15 protein-coding genes are annotated in these 20117 nt (G+C 73.0%); 8 read left to right on the top strand and 7 right to left on the bottom strand.

The genetic code is table 11. The features are described 5' to 3' along the window. Positions 1 to 170: 170 nt before the first annotated feature. On the top strand, positions 171 to 1514 hold the full coding sequence (locus AB0F62_RS26010; protein ID WP_361803785.1) for a putative Ig domain-containing protein: 1344 nt from the start codon (positions 171 to 173) through the stop codon (positions 1512 to 1514). Between the two features lie 193 nt (positions 1515 to 1707). Here AB0F62_RS26010 and AB0F62_RS26015 read toward each other — a convergent pair whose 3' ends face one another. After that, on the bottom strand, positions 1708 to 2358 hold the full coding sequence (locus tag AB0F62_RS26015) for a helix-turn-helix domain-containing protein (protein WP_361803788.1): 651 nt from the start codon (positions 2356 to 2358) through the stop codon (positions 1708 to 1710). A 103-nt stretch (positions 2359 to 2461) separates the two neighbouring features. Between AB0F62_RS26015 and AB0F62_RS26020 the strand changes: the two genes are divergently transcribed. Then, positions 2462 to 3019 (top strand): NADPH-dependent FMN reductase, encoded by a 558-nt coding sequence (locus AB0F62_RS26020; protein WP_361803791.1) that lies wholly within the window; start codon positions 2462 to 2464, stop codon positions 3017 to 3019. A gap of 180 nt (positions 3020 to 3199) precedes the next feature. On the opposite strand, the gene AB0F62_RS26025 is transcribed toward AB0F62_RS26020, so the two are convergent. Further along, positions 3200 to 6856 carry a S8 family serine peptidase gene (locus tag AB0F62_RS26025; protein ID WP_361803794.1) on the bottom strand — a complete coding sequence of 1219 codons (3657 nt, stop codon included), beginning with the start codon at positions 6854 to 6856 and terminating at the stop codon, positions 3200 to 3202. A gap of 1534 nt (positions 6857 to 8390) precedes the next feature. Between AB0F62_RS26025 and AB0F62_RS26030 the strand changes: the two genes are divergently transcribed. The 3 genes from AB0F62_RS26030 to AB0F62_RS26040 all read left to right on the top strand — a co-directional run bounded on the left by AB0F62_RS26030 (position 8391) and on the right by AB0F62_RS26040 (position 9566). Continuing rightward, on the top strand, positions 8391 to 9122 hold the full coding sequence (locus tag AB0F62_RS26030) for an NAD(P)H-binding protein (protein ID WP_361803797.1): 732 nt from the start codon (positions 8391 to 8393) through the stop codon (positions 9120 to 9122). 82 nt (positions 9123 to 9204) lie between these two features. After that, positions 9205 to 9354 (top strand): DUF1427 family protein, encoded by a 150-nt coding sequence (locus AB0F62_RS26035; protein ID WP_361803800.1) that lies wholly within the window; start codon positions 9205 to 9207, stop codon positions 9352 to 9354. Continuing rightward, positions 9351 to 9566: a DUF1427 family protein gene (locus tag AB0F62_RS26040; protein ID WP_361803803.1), complete on the top strand. Its 216-nt coding sequence runs from the start codon at positions 9351 to 9353 to the stop codon at positions 9564 to 9566. Before AB0F62_RS26035 ends, AB0F62_RS26040 begins: the two co-directional genes overlap by 4 nt. Before the next feature lie 33 nt (positions 9567 to 9599). Here AB0F62_RS26040 and AB0F62_RS26045 read toward each other — a convergent pair whose 3' ends face one another. Then, positions 9600 to 10790 (bottom strand): helix-turn-helix domain-containing protein, encoded by a 1191-nt coding sequence (locus AB0F62_RS26045; protein ID WP_361803806.1) that lies wholly within the window; start codon positions 10788 to 10790, stop codon positions 9600 to 9602. Between the two features lie 183 nt (positions 10791 to 10973). On the opposite strand from AB0F62_RS26045, the gene AB0F62_RS26050 reads away from it, so the two are divergent. From AB0F62_RS26050 to AB0F62_RS26060, 3 genes are all read left to right on the top strand, one after another. Continuing rightward, on the top strand, positions 10974 to 12761 hold the full coding sequence (locus AB0F62_RS26050) for an FAD-binding dehydrogenase (protein WP_361803809.1): 1788 nt from the start codon (positions 10974 to 10976) through the stop codon (positions 12759 to 12761). A gap of 1147 nt (positions 12762 to 13908) precedes the next feature. Continuing rightward, complete coding sequence (locus tag AB0F62_RS26055) at positions 13909 to 16179, top strand: M4 family metallopeptidase (RefSeq protein ID WP_361803812.1); 2271 nt, start codon at positions 13909 to 13911, stop codon at positions 16177 to 16179. A gap of 114 nt (positions 16180 to 16293) precedes the next feature. Next, on the top strand, positions 16294 to 17202 hold the full coding sequence (locus AB0F62_RS26060; protein ID WP_361803815.1) for an aminoglycoside phosphotransferase family protein: 909 nt from the start codon (positions 16294 to 16296) through the stop codon (positions 17200 to 17202). Between the two features lie 71 nt (positions 17203 to 17273). On the opposite strand, the gene AB0F62_RS26065 is transcribed toward AB0F62_RS26060, so the two are convergent. The 4 genes from AB0F62_RS26065 to AB0F62_RS26080 form a co-directional block, all read right to left on the bottom strand. Continuing rightward, positions 17274 to 18488, bottom strand: coding sequence for a hypothetical protein (locus AB0F62_RS26065; protein WP_361803818.1), 1215 nt, complete (start codon positions 18486 to 18488; stop codon positions 17274 to 17276). Beyond that, positions 18485 to 18808, bottom strand: a complete 324-nt coding sequence (locus AB0F62_RS26070) for a helix-turn-helix transcriptional regulator (RefSeq protein ID WP_361803821.1) — start codon at positions 18806 to 18808, stop codon at positions 18485 to 18487. The genes AB0F62_RS26065 and AB0F62_RS26070 overlap by 4 nt, the downstream gene beginning before the upstream one ends. Before the next feature lie 137 nt (positions 18809 to 18945). After that, positions 18946 to 19323, bottom strand: coding sequence for a VOC family protein (locus AB0F62_RS26075; protein ID WP_361803824.1), 378 nt, complete (start codon positions 19321 to 19323; stop codon positions 18946 to 18948). A gap of 90 nt (positions 19324 to 19413) precedes the next feature. Continuing rightward, positions 19414 to 20058 (bottom strand): LysE family translocator, encoded by a 645-nt coding sequence (locus tag AB0F62_RS26080; protein WP_361803827.1) that lies wholly within the window; start codon positions 20056 to 20058, stop codon positions 19414 to 19416. Positions 20059 to 20117: the final 59 nt, after the last annotated feature.

The raw sequence follows: 20117 nt of genomic DNA on the forward strand, positions 1-20117 counted from the left end.
GTGACCGTGGATTCCATCCGTCCTCGCCCAGGGATCAAGGCCCTTGGGGTCCGAGCGGCCGAATACGGCAGGGGGGCCGCTCCCGCCGGTACGGGTGGCTCGCGGTCGCGGGGCTCCTGGCCGCCGGTCCGTTGTTCGTCCCCGGTGGGGAAGCCGCCGCAAGCGTGCCGGTGACGATCACGTTCACCTCCCCGGGGGAGCACGCCTTCACCGTCCCCACGGGGGTGACCACCGTGACGATCACCGCCGTCGGAGCCCGCGGAGGCAACGCGGGAGGATCGGGAGCCACGGTGACCGGGTCCGTCGCCGTGACGGGCGGAAGCACTCTCTACGCCAACGTTGCGACGGGCGGCGCGGCGTCCACCGCGGGCGGCGGAGCGGGTGGTGGCGCGAGCGATGTGGCCACCTGCGGTTCGGCCGGCGCCGGGTGCGTCCTGACCGGTGATCCGGCCACCGATCCCCGCCTGATCGTGGCCGCCGGAGGCGGCGGACGCGCGGCCGTCTCCGGCGGCGGGGCAGCCGGCGGCGCCGGTGGCGACAGTGGCGAGCCCGGCGTGACCAGGGCGGTCGTCAATGCCGCCGGAGGCGGCGGCGGGGGAACCGCGGCCGCGGGCGGGGTGGGCGGTGCGGCATGCGTCGGCGTCAACGGCGGCACCGGGAGCCCGGGTACGGCCGGGCTCGGCGGTGCCGGAGGCGGTATCGGATTCGGCGGCGGCGGGGGCGGCGGCGGGTGGTTCGGCGGGGGCGGCGGAGGGAGCTGCGCGGTCAGCGGCTCGGACTCGTTGGGCGCCGCCGGCGGCGGGGGCGGCTCCAACCGGGTCCCGGCGGGCGGGACGTCCGCGACGGCGTCCGGCCCCGCATCGGTGACGATCACCTACCAGGTACCCGACCTGGTGATCACGACCACCTCGCTCCCCGGTGGCGTGACCGGTGCCCCCTACTCGGCCACGATCGCCACCTCCGGCGGCGTCGGCGCGCCCACCTTCGCGGTGACCTCGGGCGCGCTGCCTCCCGGCCTCACCCTGAACCCGGGCACGGGGCAGATCAGCGGGACCCCCACCGCGTCCGGCGCGTTCACCTTCACCGTGACCGCCTCCCAGACCGACCCCGCGCAAACGGCCGCACAGACCTTCACGCTGACGGTCTCCGCCGCGACGTGTGCCACCGGCACCCCGACCATCACCGGGACCAACAGCGCCAATGTCATCTTCGGCACCCCTGGCGATGACGTGATCTTCGCCCTGGGCGGCAACGACGTCGTGGACGGCCGCGGCGGCAACGACCTGATCTGCGGCGGGGCCGGAAACGACACCCTGGCCGGCGGCGTCGGCAACGACCGCGTCGAAGGCGGCGACGGCAACGACGTCCTGACCGGTGGCGACGGCAACGACGCCCTCTTCGGCAATGCCGGCAACGACGTCCTGTCCGGCGGTTCCGGCGTCAACACCAACGACGGCGGAACCGGCATCGACGTCTGCACCAATCCGGCCGCCGGTCCCGGCTGCAATCCCTGACCGCGCGCACCGGCCCGCCGCCACGGCGGCGGGCCGGACATCCGCGAGTACGGCGCGCGGCTCAACGGGGTCGACCGGTCCGGGAACCGCACCGTGGCGCGGGGTGGGCACCGCGGTCGCGGCCTCGCGGCGCGGCCCCCTGCAGTGACCGGGATCGACCGGGATACGCGTACCCCGGACCGCGCGGCGTTCGCTACGCCGGCGCGCCCAGGCGGTCGACGAGGTCGTGCCAGCAGGCGTCCAGCCGTTCCATGGGCAGCCTTTGGGCCGTGAGCAGATGGTCGGCGAGCGTGGTGTCGAGGTAGCCGAGGAGGGTGTGCGCGACGAGATCGACGTCGCCCGGGGCGCCCACGGCGCGCAGCAGCAGCGTGAGGTGGGTGAGCCTGAGCTGGTACGACGGGTTGAAGCGGCGGGTCTGTTCCTTGCGCGCGGCGATGTACAGATCGCGGTGGGCGTGCTCGTGGCGGAGCACGGCGGGCCCGAAGGCGCGCAGCCGCTCGGCGGCCGGGGCGTCGGGGCCCAGGGGCGGCGGGCCGGTGAGGAAGGCCGCCTGGAGCTGCTGCTCGATGTGGTCGAGCAGCGACAGCATCAGTCCCGCCCGGTCGCCGAAGCGCCGGAAGACCGTCCCCTTGCCGACCTCGGCCGCGGTGGCGACGGCCTCCATGGTCACGTTCGCGACGCCGTACTCGGCGGCGAGCTCGGCCGCCACCTCCAGAAGGCGGCGCCGGTTCCGCGCGGCGTCGGCGCGGAGCCGGGTCGGCTCGCCGATCGGTGTGAGCGTGAGGTCCGCCGGTCCGGCGGCTGCGTCACGCGCGGGGAAGGTCGCGCGGGGCGGCTCGGTCATGGCCACAGCCTAGCGGTGGGAATGAAAGTGGACCGTGGTCCGTTTGGCTGGTAGACATGTAACCGGACCACGGTCCGCTTGTTGCCAACCAGGGAGATCACCCATGTCCGTCCGCATCCTCGCCCTCGTCGGCAGCCTCCGCGCCGGTTCGCACAACCGCCAGCTCGCCGAGGCCGCCGTCAAGCACGCGCCCGAGGGCGTCGAGATCACGCTCTACGAGGGCCTGGCCGAGGTGCCCTTCTACAACGAGGACATCGACGTCGAGGGCTCCGTCCCCGAGGCCGCCGCGCGCCTGCGGGCCGCTGCCGGCGCGGCCGACGCCTTCCTGCTCTTCTCGCCCGAGTACAACGGCACCATCCCGGCCGTCCTGAAGAACGCCATCGACTGGCTGTCCCGCCCGTACGGCGCCGGCGCGCTGTCCGGCAGGCCGGTCGCCGTGGTCGGCACCGCCTACGGCCAGTACGGCGGCGTCTGGGCGCAGGACGAGGCCCGCAAGGCGGCGGGTATCGCCGGTGCCGCGGTCCTCGCGGACGCCAAGCTCTCCATCCCGGGCTCCGTGAGCCGCTTCGCCGAGACCCACCCGGCCGACGACTCCGAGGTCGTCGAGGGGCTGACCCAGGTCATCGAGCAGCTCACCCTGGCCGGCACCGCCGCCGCCTGACCCCCTTCCGCCGGCGCCCCGGGACCCCGTGAGCCTTCGCCCACGGGGTCCCGGTGTTCCCGGCACCACCGCCGGGACCGGGCGGTGACCGGTGCGGGAGTGTAGGGGCCCCGATGACGCCGGTGGGGGCGGGCCCGGAGCGGCCCGCCCCCACCGGCGGCGATCAGAACCCGTTCCGCCTCAGCGGAGCCCGAAAGCCCGGTTCACGGTCTGCGTGACCGTGTTGCCGGCCGAGTCGTGCGCCCGGGCGCGCAGCGAGACGAACCGGGCCCCCTTCGGGGCGGACAGCCTGAAGCGGCCGTCGTGCCCGCAGGCGGTCTTCCGCCAGGTGCGTCCGTCGTCGTAGGAGACCTCCAGGGTGACGGGTGAGAGGGTGCCCGCGCCGACGGCCCCCGGGAGATGCGCGGCGGTCGCGGACAGCGAGGCGGTCCGCGGCGCCCGGCCCTCCGTGTCCGTGGCGATGCCGTAGTCGATCTGCGGCAGCGGCAGCACCGCCGCGTCGTCGCCCTCCGGCGCCTTGGACGTGAACTCCCACTCGGTGTGCGTGGTGGAGGAGTACGGGCTCACCGAGGCGTCCCGGCTCGCGTCCAGCACCAGGCGGTAGGGCAGCCGGCCCGCACCGGGGGCGGTGCCCCCCATGCTGGTGTTGGTCGTGCTCTGGCCCAGACGCGTTCCGCCCTGGTAGAGCGTGAGCGTCTGACGGCTGCGCTGGTAGTCCATCGACATGCCGACGTGGTCCGAGCCGCCCCAGGCGGGGATGTCGAAGGCCAGCCAACTCCCGCTGCGGGTCGGCAGCTTGTAGTTGTTGTTGAGGTGCGGCCGCTCGACGGGCTTGAACCACTCCTGCTCGTGCGTGCTGCCCGGCCGGTACGTGGTGCGCGGCTCGATCTCGTAGAGCAGGCCGTCGATGTACGCCTCCTGGCCCCAGGAGTAGCCGGGTCCGGTGGAGACCCAGTCGATCCGCCGCGAGTTCACCGGCTCCCGCATCGTGAGGCCGATGCCCCAGTTGGAGTACACGGGCCAGTCGAAGCGGAACTCACCGCCGCCGGTCGCCGGGTCCGGGCTGTCGAAGGTGACGTCCACCCGGGCCAGGTTCTTCGGGCCGCCCTTGACGACGAGGTCGCCCGGGATCTCGTTGTGCCACGTCCACATGAGGTCGTAGACGTAGGGGCTGACCGGCTGCGAGTCCACCTTCAGCACGGCGCCACGTGCCGAGGCGCGGCGCATCAGCCGTTCGCCCTCGTCCGTGCTGAGCAGCGCCACGTCGATCCGTGCGGGCGTGAAGGGGTCGTCGGTGTAGCTCCGCAACCGGCGTCCCGGCTGGTCGTTCACGACCAGCAGGAGCCGGGCCCCCGCCGCGACCGCCGCGGCGGCCTGTTCGGCGTCGCCGACCGCGCTGTTGCGGCGGACGACCACCGCCTTGCCCCGGGCGTCGCGTCCGGCGTAGTCCGCGCTCGCGCCGTCACCCGCGGCCAGCAGCCGGAGCGAGTGGCGGCCCTGCGGGAGCGGGGTGACGTCCTCCTGCCGCAGGACGTCGGTGAAGGCGTCGTTCCCGGCGCTGACGGAGAGCGCGGGCTGTTCCTTGCGCCAGCGGGCGCCCAGGTGGAAGTCGCCGTGGGTGACCTTGTGCGTGGTGGGCTGGGCCCACAGGCTGTCGTAGCTGGTCTGCGTCTCCATGTAGTCGCGCCAGGTGCCGCCGCCCATCGAGCGGTTGTACTCCAGGCGCTGGTAGGTCGCCTCCGTCGGCTGCGGCGTGGTCATCTCGACCCGCTTCAGCTTCGACGCGTCCAGGTTCACCGTCCGGTCCCGGTCCATGACGACCTCGGGGTCACCGAGCAGGGCCATCCCCATCGAGTGCGGACCGTGGACACCCTGCACGTCCTTGAAGGACAGCACCGAGTAGACGTCGTCGGGGAGCCAGGTCTCCAGCCGCCCGGTCTGGTCGACGATGTAGAACCCGGGGTCGAAGTCACCGGAGCGCAGCACCTCGACGACCCCGGACATGGGCCGGCCCTGGCTGTCCTTCAGGACCAGCGTCAGCTTGTGGGCGGCGTCGCCGAGCGACACCGCGGTGTGGGTGACCGTCTTCCCCGCCGTGTCGGCCGCGACGACCTGGCCGGACCAGCGGCCGTTCCCCGTCGCCTTCGAGCCGTCGATCGAGACCGTGACCTCGGCGGTGCCGTGCGCGGGCACCACGACCTGGGACGCGGACAACGAGAAGAGTCCGGCAGGGGCGTTCGGGGCCTGGACGGACAGGGCGAGCGTCACCGGGGAGCCGCCGGTGTTGGTGTAGGTGACCGGGCGCCGGACCGCGGCGGCGCCGCCGCTCGCCTCCGCCTGTCCGGCGAAAGCCGTCGCGGAGGCGAAGACGCCGGCGTCCAGCGCCGACGGTACGTCCACCCGGCCGCTGCCCGCTTGGAAGGCGTCGTACTGCGGGGTCTGCTTCGAGCTGCTGACCAGCAGGTCCTTCAACTGGGCGCCGCTCAGCCCGGGACGGGCGGCCGCGAGCAGGGCCGCCGCGCCCGCGACGTGCGGGGTGGCCATCGAGGTGCCGCTCAGGGTCTGGTAGCTGCCCTCGCCCTCCGGCGCGTACTGCGAGCGGGCCGCCAGGACGTCGACACCGGGGGCGGTGATCTCCGGCTTGAGCCCGCCGTCGCCGACGCGCGGGCCCTGGCTGGAGAACCAGGCGACGTCGTCCGAGGAGTCGACCGCCCCCACGGTGAGCGCGGCGTCGGCCGCGCCCGGGCCGCCGATGCCGCCCGGGGTGCCCGTGTTGCCGGCGGCGATCACGAACAGCGCGCCGGTCTGCGCGCTCAGGCGGTCGACCGCCGCGCTGAGGGGGTCGGTGCCGTCGGACGGATTCTCGGAACCGAGGCTCATGCTGACGATGTCCGCGTCCTGGTCGACCGCGGCCCACTCCATGCCGGCCAGCACCCAGGAGTCCTGGCCCGAGCCCGCGTCGGAGAGCACCTTGCCGATGCGGAGGTCCGCGCCGGGGGCGACGCCCTTCTCCCTGCCGTCCGAGGCGGCACCGGTGCCGGCGATGGTGGAGGCGACATGGGTGCCGTGGCCGTTGCGGTCCGTCACGTCCTCGTCCGGGACGAAACTGCGCGTGGCCGCTATCCGGCCGGTCAGGTCGGGGTGCCCGGCGTCGACGCCGGTGTCGAGGACGGCTACGTCGACGCCCTTTCCGGTGTCGCCGGCCGACCACGCCCGCGGTGCGCCGATCTGGGCGGTGGTGTCGGCGAGATCGGCCTCGACCTTGCCGTCCAGCCAGATGCGGGCGATGCCGGAGCCGAAGGCGGGACCGCCGTCGGAGGCACCTGCCACGGCCTTCGATGCCGCGCCGGACGGCGTGGTGACGGACCGCCAGAAGTCGGCCGACCGGTCCCGGTCCTCGGTGAGGGCGGCACCCCGGACGCTGTCGAGGTCCCGGACCCGGGTGGCACCGGCGGGCGTCGCCGATCGCAGCCCGGAGGCTTGCGTGCCATACGAGACGATCAGCGGCAGCTGGTCGCGGTGCGCGTCGTCGTAGCCGTCCGCCACGAGCTCGCTGATGTTGAACAGGCGCCTGTCCAGCGTGCCCGCCGCGACATAGGGGAGGGCGGATTCGGGATAGACGTACAGGTCGCCGCCCGACTCCATGATGTGCGCGCGTGCCTTGGTGCCGCCGGCGCCGCGTACCTCGACGGTGCCTCCGGACGCACCGGACTGACGGGTGATAACGATGTCACCCGTGATCAGGGTGATCGAGTGGACGCCCGGCGGCACGTTGCGCTGCGCGGCCGGGGCGGCGGAGCCGGTGGCCGCGGGCGCCGCGGCGTGGGCTGCGGACACGACGGTGGGTTGTGCCAACGACAGGAGGACGACTCCGGCGACGAACACGCCCCGGCGTCTGGGTGATGGTCTCAAGGAATTCCCTGGCTCTTCCGTGGGGCCGGGTCGGCCCGCGGACGGTTCCTGGCTGCCCGGGTGGGGGCGGCTGGCATCCTGGCCCGAATCCCGCGCGTGGAGTGCGGGCACGCGAGGTGATCTTTCCCACGCCCGTACCGCGGCCTGACGGGTTTGGATTCGTCAACCACGCGTTAACGTGCGGAAGTCGGGGCGCGGACGGCGGGAGGGGCGCCGCCCGGGACCGGGCCGGAACCGACGGTCGCGGCGGGCCCTCGCCGATGAGGCCGCCTGCGGCGTGGTTGTCGCGCCCTGCCGGCGCGGGCTGTGGGTCCTCGAGCGGACCCCGGGTGTGCGGCTGGGAAGCGCCGGTGGGTGGGTGGGTCTCGGTGGGTGGACGGGCGGCACTGCGGGTTTTCGGCTGTCGCGTCGTCTCGCTCCCTTCGGTCGCAAAGCGGCGGGCTGCGGAGGGGAGGGTGGGGGCGGGGCCCTTGTGGCGGTGTGCGGGTGGGTGCGTGGCGGGGGTTCAGGCTCCGGAGCGGGGTGCGTTGTTCATGGGCGCGGGTCTCGTTGCCGTCCGCGGGTATAGATGGCCGCTTCCACGCCATCGGTGGATGGTGGGCGCGCCCGCCGTAACCGGCGTCTGCGGCTGCTTCGGTGTGCTGTTGAGCCGTTGACGGGACATCGGGCTCGCTTTCGCCGATATGTTCGGCGGAACAGAGCCCGATCTCTGGGCCGGGCAAGATCGGGTCCGCTTTCGCCGACTATGTCGGCGAAACAGAGCCCGATCTCGGAAATCCGAACCCGATCCCTGTAGGGGAATTACCCGCAGACGCCGGTTACGGCGGGCGCGCCACGCACGAAGGGTGGGCGTGGCAACCGGCCATCTATACGCGCGGACGGCAACGAGACCCACGCCACCGGAGAGGGAACCCGCTCCGGCGCCTGAACCCCCGCCACGCACCCACCCGCACAGCGCCAACCGGCCCCGAGCCCCCACCCTCCCCATCCGCAGCCGGCCGCTTTGCGACCGAAGGGAGCGAGACGAACCCGCACCCGACCACGGCCCCGCCGCCTTCCTCCGGGTCACGAGGGCTGAGGGCGACCCCGGGCTGCATCGCGACGCCCGACGACGGCACGCCGCGCGGTCCCTTCGGTCACCGGGCTAGCATGGAATGAGGACGGCAACGGGCCCGCCGCGAACGGGTGGGCGCCGCCTGCGGAGCGGGAGAGGCCTCCCGCGTACGAACGTACGTGCGTGGACCGGGAGCCACTGGCACGCCGACGGGACACCCTCAAGGACCCGCGGCGCGGGGCACACAGGGACTGGGGCGCCCCCTTCGGTTCGCCGCCCGGCGGGCGGCACCTGTCCCCGTCCCGGAGCGCCCCCGGTGACGTCCCGGGCCCCGCCGTACCAGCACTCGGGTCCGGCGCCCGGCGGCGACCCACACCCGGCACAGCACCGGAAGGAACCACAGCCATGAAGATCGCGGTCATCGGTGGCAGGGGCTTCGTCGGATCCAGGCTCGTGGACCGGCTCACGGCGATGGGCCACGAGGTCGGCGCGCACGACAGGTCCTCCGGCGTCGACCTTTTGACGGGAAATGGGCTGCGGGGCGCACTGGAGGACGCAGACGTCGTGGTCAACACCATCGACGCGCCGAGTTTTGACGCGGAGGCCGGGCCCTTCTTCCACTCCACGACGGAGAACCTCCTGCGAGCCGCCGCGGATGCCGGTGTCGGTCACATCGTGTTGCTCTCGATCGTCGGCATCGACCGCGTCACCGACGTGGACTACTACACCGCAAAGATCCTCCAGGAGGATCTGCTGGCGAACGGCCCGATTCCGTACTCCATCGTCCGTGCCACCCAGTTCATGGAGTTCATCGAGAGGATCATGGACTGGACCAGCGAGGGCGACACGGTCCGCCTGCCGACGACCCGGATCCAGCCGATCGCGGTCGCGGAGGTGGTCGATGCGCTCGCGGGTGTCGCGACCGGCCCCCCGCTGAACGGCACCCTCAACGTCGCGGGTCCCGACGTCTACACCCTGGACGAGATCGGCAGGCTGACCCTGCGGGCCCACCACGACGACCGTCACGTCGTCGTCGACGAGTCCGCGGGTATCTTCGCCGCCGTCCCCGAGGACGCGATCACGGCCCCGGCCGACGCGCGCATCGGCGGTACCCACTACACGGACTGGCTCACCTGACGCCGCGCGGCGCGCTCAGCCGAGGTCCTTGCTGCTAGAAAGGGATGAAATTCCCGAATCTGGCAAAAGGAAAGGGGTCGGCGTGGGCTACGCCGCGTCCTTCGGAGCCGGCCTGGTCGTCGGCATCCTGTACGGGCTGCTGAGGGTCACCTCTCCCGCGCCGCCGTTCATCTGCCTCATCGGCCTGGCCGGGATGCTGATCGGCTACGCCGTGCTGGAGTGGGTCGCGTGAGGAGCCTGCTCACCAACTGCCTTCTGTCCTTCGGTGTCGGTCTCCTGGCGGGCGTCCTGTACTGGCTCATGGGCGTCAGATCCCCGGCCCCGCCCTGGATCTCCCTCGTCGGCCTGCTCGGCATCCTCGCCGGGGAGGCCGCTACGCGGCACCTCCTGGCCCGCCGCCGGAAGGGCGACGCCGACACGGCGCAGGATCCGGCTTCGGGCTGAGAGGCCGCGCGGACAGGCGGGACGGCATCGCGGCTATCCGCGCGGCCCATCACCCGCGAAGGGCGGTACGCGGTCGGGCCCGAGCCATGTCGTCAGCGCCCACCACCAGTGGAGCGTGGCCAGCGGCCCGGACGCGCCGTCGACGGGCGGCTCGCCGGTGATCTGCTGCAGCCGGCCGAGCCGGTAGCGGACGGTGTTGGGGTGGGTGAACAGCGCCGCCGATGTCTGGTCCAGACGTCGCCCGTGCTCCAGGAACGCCAGTGCCGTGAGGGCGAGTTGGCGGTGGAAGGCGTCCGAACGGTCGAGGCGGCCGAGGAGCCGGGCGGCCAGGAACGAGCCCAGCAGCGGCTGCTCCCCGGTGGCGATCTCACCGGCGAAGTCGGTCAGCTCCCGCACCCCGAGCCGTCCGCGCCGCCCTCCGGCGTCCAGCGCGCGGACGCAGAGCCGGTAGACCGGGCGCAACCGGTCGAGGGGAACGGCCGGTGAGAGCACGACGAGCCCGGCCGCGCCGGCCGGCCCGAGTTCCCCGCCCGACGGCATCCGCGGCAGCAGTCCCACTTGGCGGCCCTCGATCCGCGCGGCGATCCCGCGCAGCGCGGCGATCCGGTCCGCGAGGAGGCGGGCGTGCGCGCCGTCCCGCACGTCGGAGACGAGGCAGTGGTGGACCCCGCCGCGCGCGAGTCCGGCCGGTGCGAGGTCGTCGGCGGCCGGGGGCGCGCCTCCCACCAGGAGCCGGCGCAGGAGCCGCGCCCGTATGCCGTCGGGCGCGGGCGGCGCGTCCCGCTCGGCGGCGCGGTATCCGTTGATCACGCTGCGTTCGACGGCATCGCCGTACTCCTTGAGCCGCAGGACCGCGGAGAGCAGCGCGCCGTCGGGCACCCCGGCGGACCTGCTGCGGTCGACGGTGATCTCGACGGTGCGGGTGAGGGCGGCCTGGACGCCGCGGAGCACCGAGGTCATCGGGACGCCCTGTTCCGCCCGGTCGGTGCCCAGCAGCAGGGCGGCGGCGAAGTCCTGTCCCTCGACCCGGTCGAAGGTGCCGAGCCACGGGCCGGCCGCGGCCACGATGGCGGTGACGTGCCGCCGGGTCTCCGCCTCGCCGAGCCGGGCCACGTCGGGGGAGTGGGTCCGGGCGGCGTGCACGAGCTCACCCCGTACGTCCGCGTCGCCGGCCATGCCCCGGAGGATCCCGGCCACGGGTTCGGGCTGGTGAGTGACCGTCAAGAGCTCCGCTCCTTCGGTGTTCGCGCGCTGTGGCCGGGCTACAACGAGCCGCGCGCGCATTGGCGGCCGGCCACTACCGCATTGTCATGACCACCTGATTACCTGTCGGCTACCGAAGGTAACAGCAAGGTCATCCCGGCAACACCCTTCGCGCATCCCCCCGCAGCCTCCGGAAGGCACGCCATGGAGAGAGAGACCGACCCCGTCATGCCCAGCCGCCGCCGCGTCCTGACGGCGGCGGGCGGTGTGCTCGCGGGCGCGACCGCCTTCGCCCAGGCGGTCCCCGCCCACGCCGCGGCGGCCCAGGACGCCGACGTGATCGTCATCGGCCACGGCCTGGCGGGCCTGGTCGCGACCGCGGAACTGGCGGACAAGGGGCGCAAGGTGCTTCTGCTCGACCAGGAGCCGGAGACCAACCTGGGCGGCCAGGCGTTCTGGTCCTTCGGCGGGCTGTTCCTCGTCGACTCCGCGGAGCAGCGGCTGATGGGCATCAAGGACTCCCGCGACCTGGCGTGGCAGGACTGGCAGGGCGCGGCCGGCTTCGACCGCGGCGTCGCCGACCCCCGCGGCCAGGACCACTGGGCGTACAAGTGGGCGGAGGCCTATGTCGACTTCGCTGCGGGGGAGAAGCGGTCCTGGCTCTACCAGCAGGGCGTGCGCTGGTTCCCGATCGTCGGCTGGGCCGAACGGGGCGGCGGCCTCGCGGACGGGCACGGCAACTCGGTGCCCCGCTTCCATGTCACCTGGGGGACCGGGCCCGCCGTGGTCGAGCCCTTCGAGAAGCGGGTGCGCGCCGCCGCCGCGCGGGGGTTGGTGAGCTTCAGGTTCCGGCACCGCGTCGACGAGCTCGTGCGCACCGGCGGCGCCGTCACGGGGGTGCGCGGAGCCGTGCTCGAGCCGAGCAACGCACCGCGGGGCACCCGTAGTTCACGCACCGTCGTCGGTGACTTCGAGCTGCGCGCCCCGGTCGTGATCGTGACCTCGGGCGGCATCGGCGCCAACCACGACCTGGTGCGCCAGAACTGGCCCGCCCGGCTCGGCGCTCCGCCCAGGAACATGATCTCCGGGGTGCCCGAGCACGTGGACGGCCGCATGCTCGCCATCACCGAGCGGGCCGGCGGGCGGATCGTCAACCCGGACCGCATGTGGCACTACACCGAGGGCCTGCAGAACTACGCCCCGATCTGGGCCAAGCACGGCATCCGCATCCTCCCCGGCCCCTCCTCGCTCTGGCTGGACGCCACCGGCAAACGCTTCTCCGCGCCCGACCTCCCCGGGTACGACACCCTCAGCACGCTCGGGGCGATCACCGCGACCGGATACGACTACTCGTGGTTCGTCACCACCCAGAAGATCCTGGCCAAGGAGTTCGCCCTCTCCGGCTCGGAGCAGAACCCGGACCTCACCAACAAGGACATCCCACTCACCCTGTCCCGCCTGTGGCAGACCCCGGAGCCGATCGAGCGGTTCAAGAAGAACGGAGCCGATTTCATCGTCTCCTCCTCGCTGCCCGCGCTCGTCGCCGGCATGAACCGACTGACCGGCGAGGAACTGATCGACCTGGCCGACCTCAAGCGGCAGATCGACGCCCGGGACCGTGAGATCGACAACCCTTACAGCAAGGACGCCCAGGTCATGGGGATCCGCAACGCACTCGCGTATCCCGGTGACTTCCTCAGCCGCACCGCCTCGGCCCACAAACTCATGGACCCCTCCGCCGGGCCCCTGATCGCGGTGCGCCTCAACATCCTCACCCGCAAGACGCTCGGCGGCCTCCAGACCGACCTGTCGGGCCGGGTCCTGGACGCGGACGGGAATCCGGTCCCGGGCCTGTACGCGGCCGGTGAGGTGTCCGGCTTCGGCGGCGGCGGCGTCCACGGCTACCGCTCCCTGGAGGGGACGTTCCTGGGCGGCTGCCTCTTCTCGGGCCGCCAGGCCGGGCGCGCGGCGGCGGCCGCCACGGCCACCTGAGGGCCGGACCGATGGTCTCCACGGCCCATGCCGATGAGGCCGCCTCCGGCGTGGTTGTCGCGCCCCGTCGGCGTGGACTGTCGGTTGTCGAGCGGACCGCTGCCGGGCGTCGATCGTGCGCCCGGCCGCGTGAGGGTCGTAGGGGCACCAGTCATGCCGGGTCCGAAGGCCGGGGCGGGGGATGCCGGTGGTCGGCTGTCCCGCCGTCTCGCTCCCTTCGGTCGCAAAGCGGCGGGCTGCGGATGGGGAGGGTGGGGGTGTCGGGCCGTCGCCGCTGTGCGGGTTGGCGGTCGGCGGGGTTCAGGCGCCGGAGCGGGTTCCCTCTCCGGTGGCGTGGGTCTCGTTGCCGTCCGCGGGTAGAGATGGCCGGTGGCCACGCCCACCCTCCGTGGGTGGCGCGCCCGCCGTAACCGGCGTCTGCGGGTAATTCCCCTGTAGGCAACGGGTTCGGCGGGTCGATTTCCGAGATCGGGCTCTGTTTCGCAGACATAGTCGGCGAAAGCGGACCCGATCTTGCCCGGCCCAAAGATCGGGCTCTGTTCCGCCGAACATATCGGCGAAAGCGAGCCCGATGTTCCGTCAACGGCTCAACAGCACACCGAAGCAGCCGCAGACGCCGGTTACGGCGGGCGCGCCCACCACGCACCGATGGCGTGGAAGCGGTCATCTCTACCCGCGGACGGCAACGAGACCCGCGCCCATGAACAACGCACCCCGCTCCGGAGCCTGAACACTCGCCCCGCCCCCACCCGCACACCGCCACAAGGGCCCCGCCCCCACCCTCCCATCCGCAGCCCGCCGCTTTGCGACCGAAGGGAGCGAGACGAACCCGCACTCACCCACCCGCCCACCCACCGGCGCCTCCCAGCCGTGTACCTCCGGGGGCGGGTCCCGCGGCAGACCGGCACGGACCGGCGTGCCGCTGTGGCGTCCCGCCGGCGATGTCCGGTACGCGGCGGGAACGCTGATCACTTTCGGACAAGATTTGTTGCTGCCATGACAAGAGTCACCGCCCGATGTCACGCTGTGCACGCACCCGCGCACGGACAGCGTCGTCCCCGCACTGCGAACCCCGCCCCGCCCGGCCCACCCCGCCCGCGGGACCGCACGGCCACCGTCAGCCGACCATCGCAGGAGGAGAACCCCCTTGTCCTTCTTACGCACCCTGCCCCGTCACACCCGGGCCACAGCCGTCGCCCTGACGGGCGCCGCCGCACTGCTCGGCGCGGCGCTTCCGTCGGGAACCGCGATCGCCACCGGCCCGGAGCGGGGCACGACAACGATCGTCGCATCCCCCCACACCGGCGCGCTCCCCGCGCGCCTCTCCCCGTCCGCCCGAGCGTCCCTGATCCGCGAGGCGGCCTCCGCGGCGCCCGCGACCGCCAGGACGCTGCGCCTGGGGCAGAAGGAGAAGCTCGTCGTCAAGGACGTCGTCAAGGACGCCGACGGCACCGTGCACACGCGGTACGAACGCACCTACGCGGGACTGCCCGTGCTCGGCGGCGACCTCGTCGTCCACCGCGCCGGCGGCCGCCTCACACAGGACCGGGCCACCGACGCGCCCCTGTCCGTGCCCGGCACGCACCCCGCGGTCACGGCAGCCGCGGCCGAGAAGAAGGCCCTCGCCGCGACCGCGCGCGGGAAGGGCACGCCCCGTGCCGCCGGAGATCCGCGCTTGGTCGTCTGGGCCGAGACCGGCCGGCCCTCGCTGGCCTGGGAGACCGTGGTCACCGCCACCCAGGCCGACGGCACCCCCAGTGAACTGCACGTCGTCACCGACGCCCGCAGCGGCAAGGAGCTGTCCCGCTCCGAAGGCGTCAAGACCGGCACCGGCACCGGGGCGTTCGTCGGCACCGTGCCCCTCGGCACCACGCAGTCCGGCAGCGGCTACGAACTGCGGGACGGCACCCGCGGCGGCCACTACACCACCGACCTCAACAACACGACCTCCTCCGGGACCGGCACCCTCTTCACCGACGCCGACGACGTCTGGGGCGACGGCACCGTGGCCAACCGCCAGTCGGCCGGCGTGGACGCGCACTTCGGCGCCGGAGCCACCTGGGACTACTACAAGGACACCTTCGGCCGGAACGGCATCTACAACGACGGCGACGGCCGCTACAGCCGCACCCACTACGGCAGCAACTACGTCAACGCCTACTGGAGCGACACCTGCCGCTGCATGACCTACGGCGACGGCTCGGGCAACACCCACCCCCTCACCGCCGTCGACGTGGCCGGACACGAGATGAGCCACGGCGTCACCAGCGCCACCGCCGACCTCAACTACAGCGGTGAGTCCGGCGGCCTGAACGAGGCCACCTCCGACATCTTCGGCACCATGGTCGAGTTCCACGCGAACCTCGCCGCCGACACCCCCGACTACCTCATCGGGGAAGAGATCGACATCAACGGCGACGGCACCCCGCTGCGCTACATGGACAAGCCCTCCAAGGACGGCGACTCCCACGACTATTGGTCGTCCTCGCTCGGCGGCATCGACGTCCACTACTCGTCGGGACCGGCCAACCACTTCTTCTACCTGCTCGCCGAGGGCAGCGGCCCGAAGACCATCAACGGCGTGGCCTACGACAGCCCGACCTACGACGGCGTCCCGGTACCCGGCATCGGAGCGTCCGACGCCGCCGCCGTCTGGTACCGCGCGCTGACCACCTACATGACCTCCACCACCGACTACGCCGGGGCCCGCACCGCCACCCTCCAGGCCGCGGCCGACCTCTTCGGCGCCTACAGCCCGACATACGTCACCGTCGCCAACACCTGGGCGGCCGTCAACGTCGGCCGGCGCATCGTGGACGGCATCGACCTGATCCCGCCCGGGGACCAGATCAGCGGGGTCGGCCAGACGGTGTCCCTGCAGATCGAGGCCACGAGCAGCAACGCCGGCGCCACCTTGGAGTACGAGGCCACCGGCCTGCCCTACGGTGTCACCCTGGACGGGGACACCGGCCTGATCTCCGGCACCCCGAACTCCACCGGCACCCACGAGGTCACGGTCACCGTCACCGACAGCACCGGCGACACCGCCTCGACCGGCTTCACCTGGACGGTCGCCTACGTCTACGGCAACAGCACCCGCGTCGACATCCCCGACGCCGGAGCCGCCGTCGAGTCGCCGATCACCGTGACGGGCCGCGGCGGCCACGCCTCCGCCGTCACCCAGGTCCATGTGAAGATCGTCCACACCTGGCGCGGTGACCTCACCGTCGACCTGGTCGGACCCGGCGGCACCGTCTACTCGCTGCTCAACCGCACCGGCGGCTCGGCCGACAACGTCGACCAGACCTTCACCGTCGACGCCTCCGCCGAGACGATCGACGGCACATGGAAGCTCCGGGTCCGCGACACCGTCGCACTCGACACCGGATACATCGAGAACTGGACCATCACCCCGTAGCGGACCACACTCCGCTCCGCCGGCGGGCCGGGCCACCCCCCTCCCGGCCCGCCGGCGCCCCACCCCGGCGATAACCCGTTGCCTCCGGCGGGCACGGCGGGTGATCATCGCCGGATGCTCACGACCCCGCCCGACGGCCGCGCCGGAATCGACGCCTCCCTGGTCAAGCGCCTGCTCGCGGCGCAGTTCCCGCGGTGGGCCCATCTGCCCGTCACCCCGGTGGAGGTCGACGGCTGGGACAATCGCACCTATCGCCTCGGCGACGCCATGACGGTCCGTCTCCCCACCGCCGCCGGATACGTTCCCGCGGTCGCCAAGGAGAACGAGTGGCTGCCCCGGCTCGCGCCCTCACTGCCCGTCGCCGTACCGCCCATCCTCGGCATGGGAGTCCCGGGCGAGGGCTACCCCTTCCCCTGGTCCGTGCGCCGCTGGCTGCCCGGCGCGACGGCCGCCGCCGAGCGCATCGGCGACCCCGCCCGATTCGCCACCACCGTGGGCGAGTTCCTCCTCGCCCTTCAGGGCTGCGACCCCATCGGCGGCCCGCCCGCCGGCCCGCACAGCTGGTACCGGGGGGCGTCGCCCGCCCACTACGGCGACGAGACCCTCCGCTGCCTGTCCCTGCTCGACGGCCATGTCGACACCGCCCGGGCCGCAGCCGTCTGGGACGCCGCCGTCGCCGCGGAATGGCACGGCGAACCCGTCTGGTTCCACGGCGACATCGCATCCGGCAACCTCCTCGTCGACGGCGGTGAACTCAGCGCCGTGATCGACTTCGGCACCTCGGGTGTCGGCGACCCCGCCTGCGACCTGGTCATCGCCTGGACCATGTTCTCCGGCGCCGGCCGCGAGGCGTTCCGCAGGACGGTCCGGCAGGACGACGGCACCTGGGCGCGCGCCCGCGGCTGGGCCCTGTGGAAGGCGCTCCTGGTCCTCACCGAGACCCTCGCGACCGCCCCCTCCCGGGCCGAGACCCATCGGCGGGTCATCGCCGAAGTCCTCGACGACCACGACCGGTTCGCATAGGGCGTCATGCGCCGGCGATGGGGCGGTTCCTCGTCACGCGCGGGTGGGGCGGGCCACGTCCATCGAGCAGGTCACGGGCCGCGGTGCGTCCACTGCGGGGGCGAAGCGGCGGCGGTACGGGGAACGATGGTGTCGATGGCGCCCAGGAAAGCCCCGAAGATCGCGAAGGGCAACGCCGACGCCGGTACATAGACCAGCACCCATCCGATGGCCTCGCCAAGTCCGGTGCCGGCGGGACCGGAGAGCGGATCCCCGTCGATGGGATGCACGCCGGCTCGGGAGTAGCGGAATGCCTCTGTGACGTACACGGTGAAGCTCAGCAGGCAGGTGGTCACGACGGCCCACACCGCGACCTGGACCCCGGCCCGGAACGAGTGGTCGGCCCACGCGACCAGCAGCGACGCCGTGAACAGGGTCACGACCGGGACGGCGAGCACGTAGAGGCCGATGCTCTGACCGGCGCCGATGTCGTTGAGCCGGGCGTTGAGGAGCAGGCCGCCGGCGATCGCGACTCCGACGCCGAGGCCGGCCCGGCGGGCGCGGCGGCTGGTGGTCAGTGCCCGCGGCGGGATGAGCGAGAGCCACAGGCCCACAGCCGGCAGGACCGCGAGGGTCACGGCGGTGGACGGAGACAGCGCGACGGAGGCGTCGGTTCCCAGGGAGTAGCCGGTGACGGCGATGCAGGCGGCCACGCCCGCCAGCCCGGTGAACATGGTCGGCAGGCCGGGCGCCGACCGGTGCGGCCGCCGGGCACGGGCGACCGCGACGGTGGCCAGGGCGCCGACCAGCGCGACGAACGTCACCGCGAAGACCCGCAGTTCGGGCAGCGCGTGACCGACCGCCGGCCCGGTGCCCGCGACCGCCGCCGCGGCCAGCGCCGCGACCGCGAGTGCCGGTGTCCGGTGTCCGCTCGGCGGGAACACCGCGGTGCGGGCGCAGCCGATCGCGAACCGCCGGCGCTCCCGGCGGTCCGACACCGATGCCAGCTCGGCGGTCATCGCCCTGCCCCAGTCGCGGCGATGCGCCGGCAACGTCGCCACCGCGGCGGTCAACAGCCGCTCCGGAGCATCCATGGCGGCCAGCCGGACACCGGTCCGCAGCCACCAGGTGATCCAGAGCAGCGCACCGGCCAGCCCCGCCGGCGTCGCCAGAACGGCACTGGTCACCGTGTACGACCAGAGGTCCTCTCCCGGCGCCGGTGGACTGCCCCAGCTCAGCAGCAGCACGTACCCCGCGTCCACGGCGGCGAACACCGACGCCGCGCCCAGCAGGCCCACCCGGTTCATACGCCCTCCCACCGCGGTCGCAACCCGGCCGGGTTGGTGACCGTGCCGCGCGCCTGCTCGGCGAGTTCGGTGGCAAGCGCCACGCCGGGACCGGTCAGACGGTACATGTGCCGGGGCGGTCGACCGGCCGGCGCGTCGGTCTCCCACGCGGCCTCCAACAGCCCGCGGTCGGTCAACCGGATCAGGATCGGATACATCGACCCGGCCTGGAGGTCGAGCTCGCGGCACAGCTCATAGCCGTACCGCCAGGCAGCCGGAGTTTCGGCCAGCGCCAGTACCACCGCGATGGTCTGCGCCGACGGGCGTCGGGACCGCGTCATGCCCATAACTCTATATAGGAAGAGTTGTTGCGGGAAGCGTGTGGGCACGAACACACGGGTGGCCGCACCGCGGCGAACCTCCGGCGTCGCCGCGCCTTCCCGACTCCGGCACGGCGCGGCGACGCTCCAGCGCCTCGCTAGTCCGTCCGCTCCGCCGCGCTGCGCTCGACGCAGAACTCGTTGCCCTCGGGGTCGGCGAGCACGACCCAGCCCGTGCCGTCCGGGCGGCGGCGGTCGTCGACCTGCGTCGCGCCGAGCAGGAGGAGGCGTTCGACCTCCTCGTCGCGGGTGCGGTCCTGCGGCTGGACGTCCAGGTGCACGCGGTTCTTGACGCCCTTGGGCTCCGGGACGGTCACGAACAGCAGACCGGGGCCGCCGTCGACCACGATCAGGGCCTCCTCGTCACCGGGCTTGTCGTCCTCGTGCAACGGACGGTCCAGGACGAGGGACCAGAAGCTCGCCAGGCGGTGGGCGTCGGCGCAGTCGATCGTGATGTGGCGCATCGCGGAGGTCATGGGGCGGATTCTTGTCCACGGCCCCGGACCGGGGCAACGAGGTTGTTCTGGGTGTCGGAGGGCATGTGTCCGCGGCCCCCTGCGTACCCGTCAGTCCGCGCGCCCCGTCGCGGCCACCGTGACGCCGAGGCCGAGCATCGCCAGGCCACCCGCGCCGCCGATGACGGAGAGGCGGCGGTCGGAGCGGCCGAGCCATACGCGGGCGGCGGAGGCGGTGAGACCCCACAGGGTGTCGCTGATCAGCCCGATGCCGATCGGTACCAGGCCGAGGAGCAGCATCTGCGCGGGCAGCGATCCGGCGGAGTGGTCGACGAACTGGGGCAGCACGGCGGCGAAGAAGACGATGCCCTTGGGGTTGGTGACGCCGACGGCCAGACCGTCCGCGACGGTCCGCAGGTCGCCGCGGACCGGCCGGTCGGGGCCGTCCATCGCGCCGACCGTGAGTTCCCCGCGGTGCCGGAACGCCTTCACGCCGAGCAGCACGAGATAGCCGGCACCGGCCAGCTTCACCACGAGGAAGAGCGTCAGGGACCGCTCGATCAGCGAGCCCAGGCCGAGCGCCACGGCCACCACCAGCAGATACGAGCCGATGAAGTTGCCCAGCACCGACGCGAGGGCGGTGCGGCGCCCGTGGGCCAGGGCGCGGCCGATGACGAAGAGCACGCTGGGCCCGGGGATGACGATGACGAGCAGAGACATCGCCGCGAACGCGAGCAGCCGGTCCGTGGACACCATGGTCCCTCACCTCCGCGGCCATTGAACCAGGAGCCCGGGGTCCCCCGCCGGTCGTGTGA

It is taken from the genome of Streptomyces sp. NPDC026673 (genome assembly GCF_040638135.1).
Lineage (GTDB): Bacteria > Actinomycetota > Actinomycetes > Streptomycetales > Streptomycetaceae > Actinacidiphila.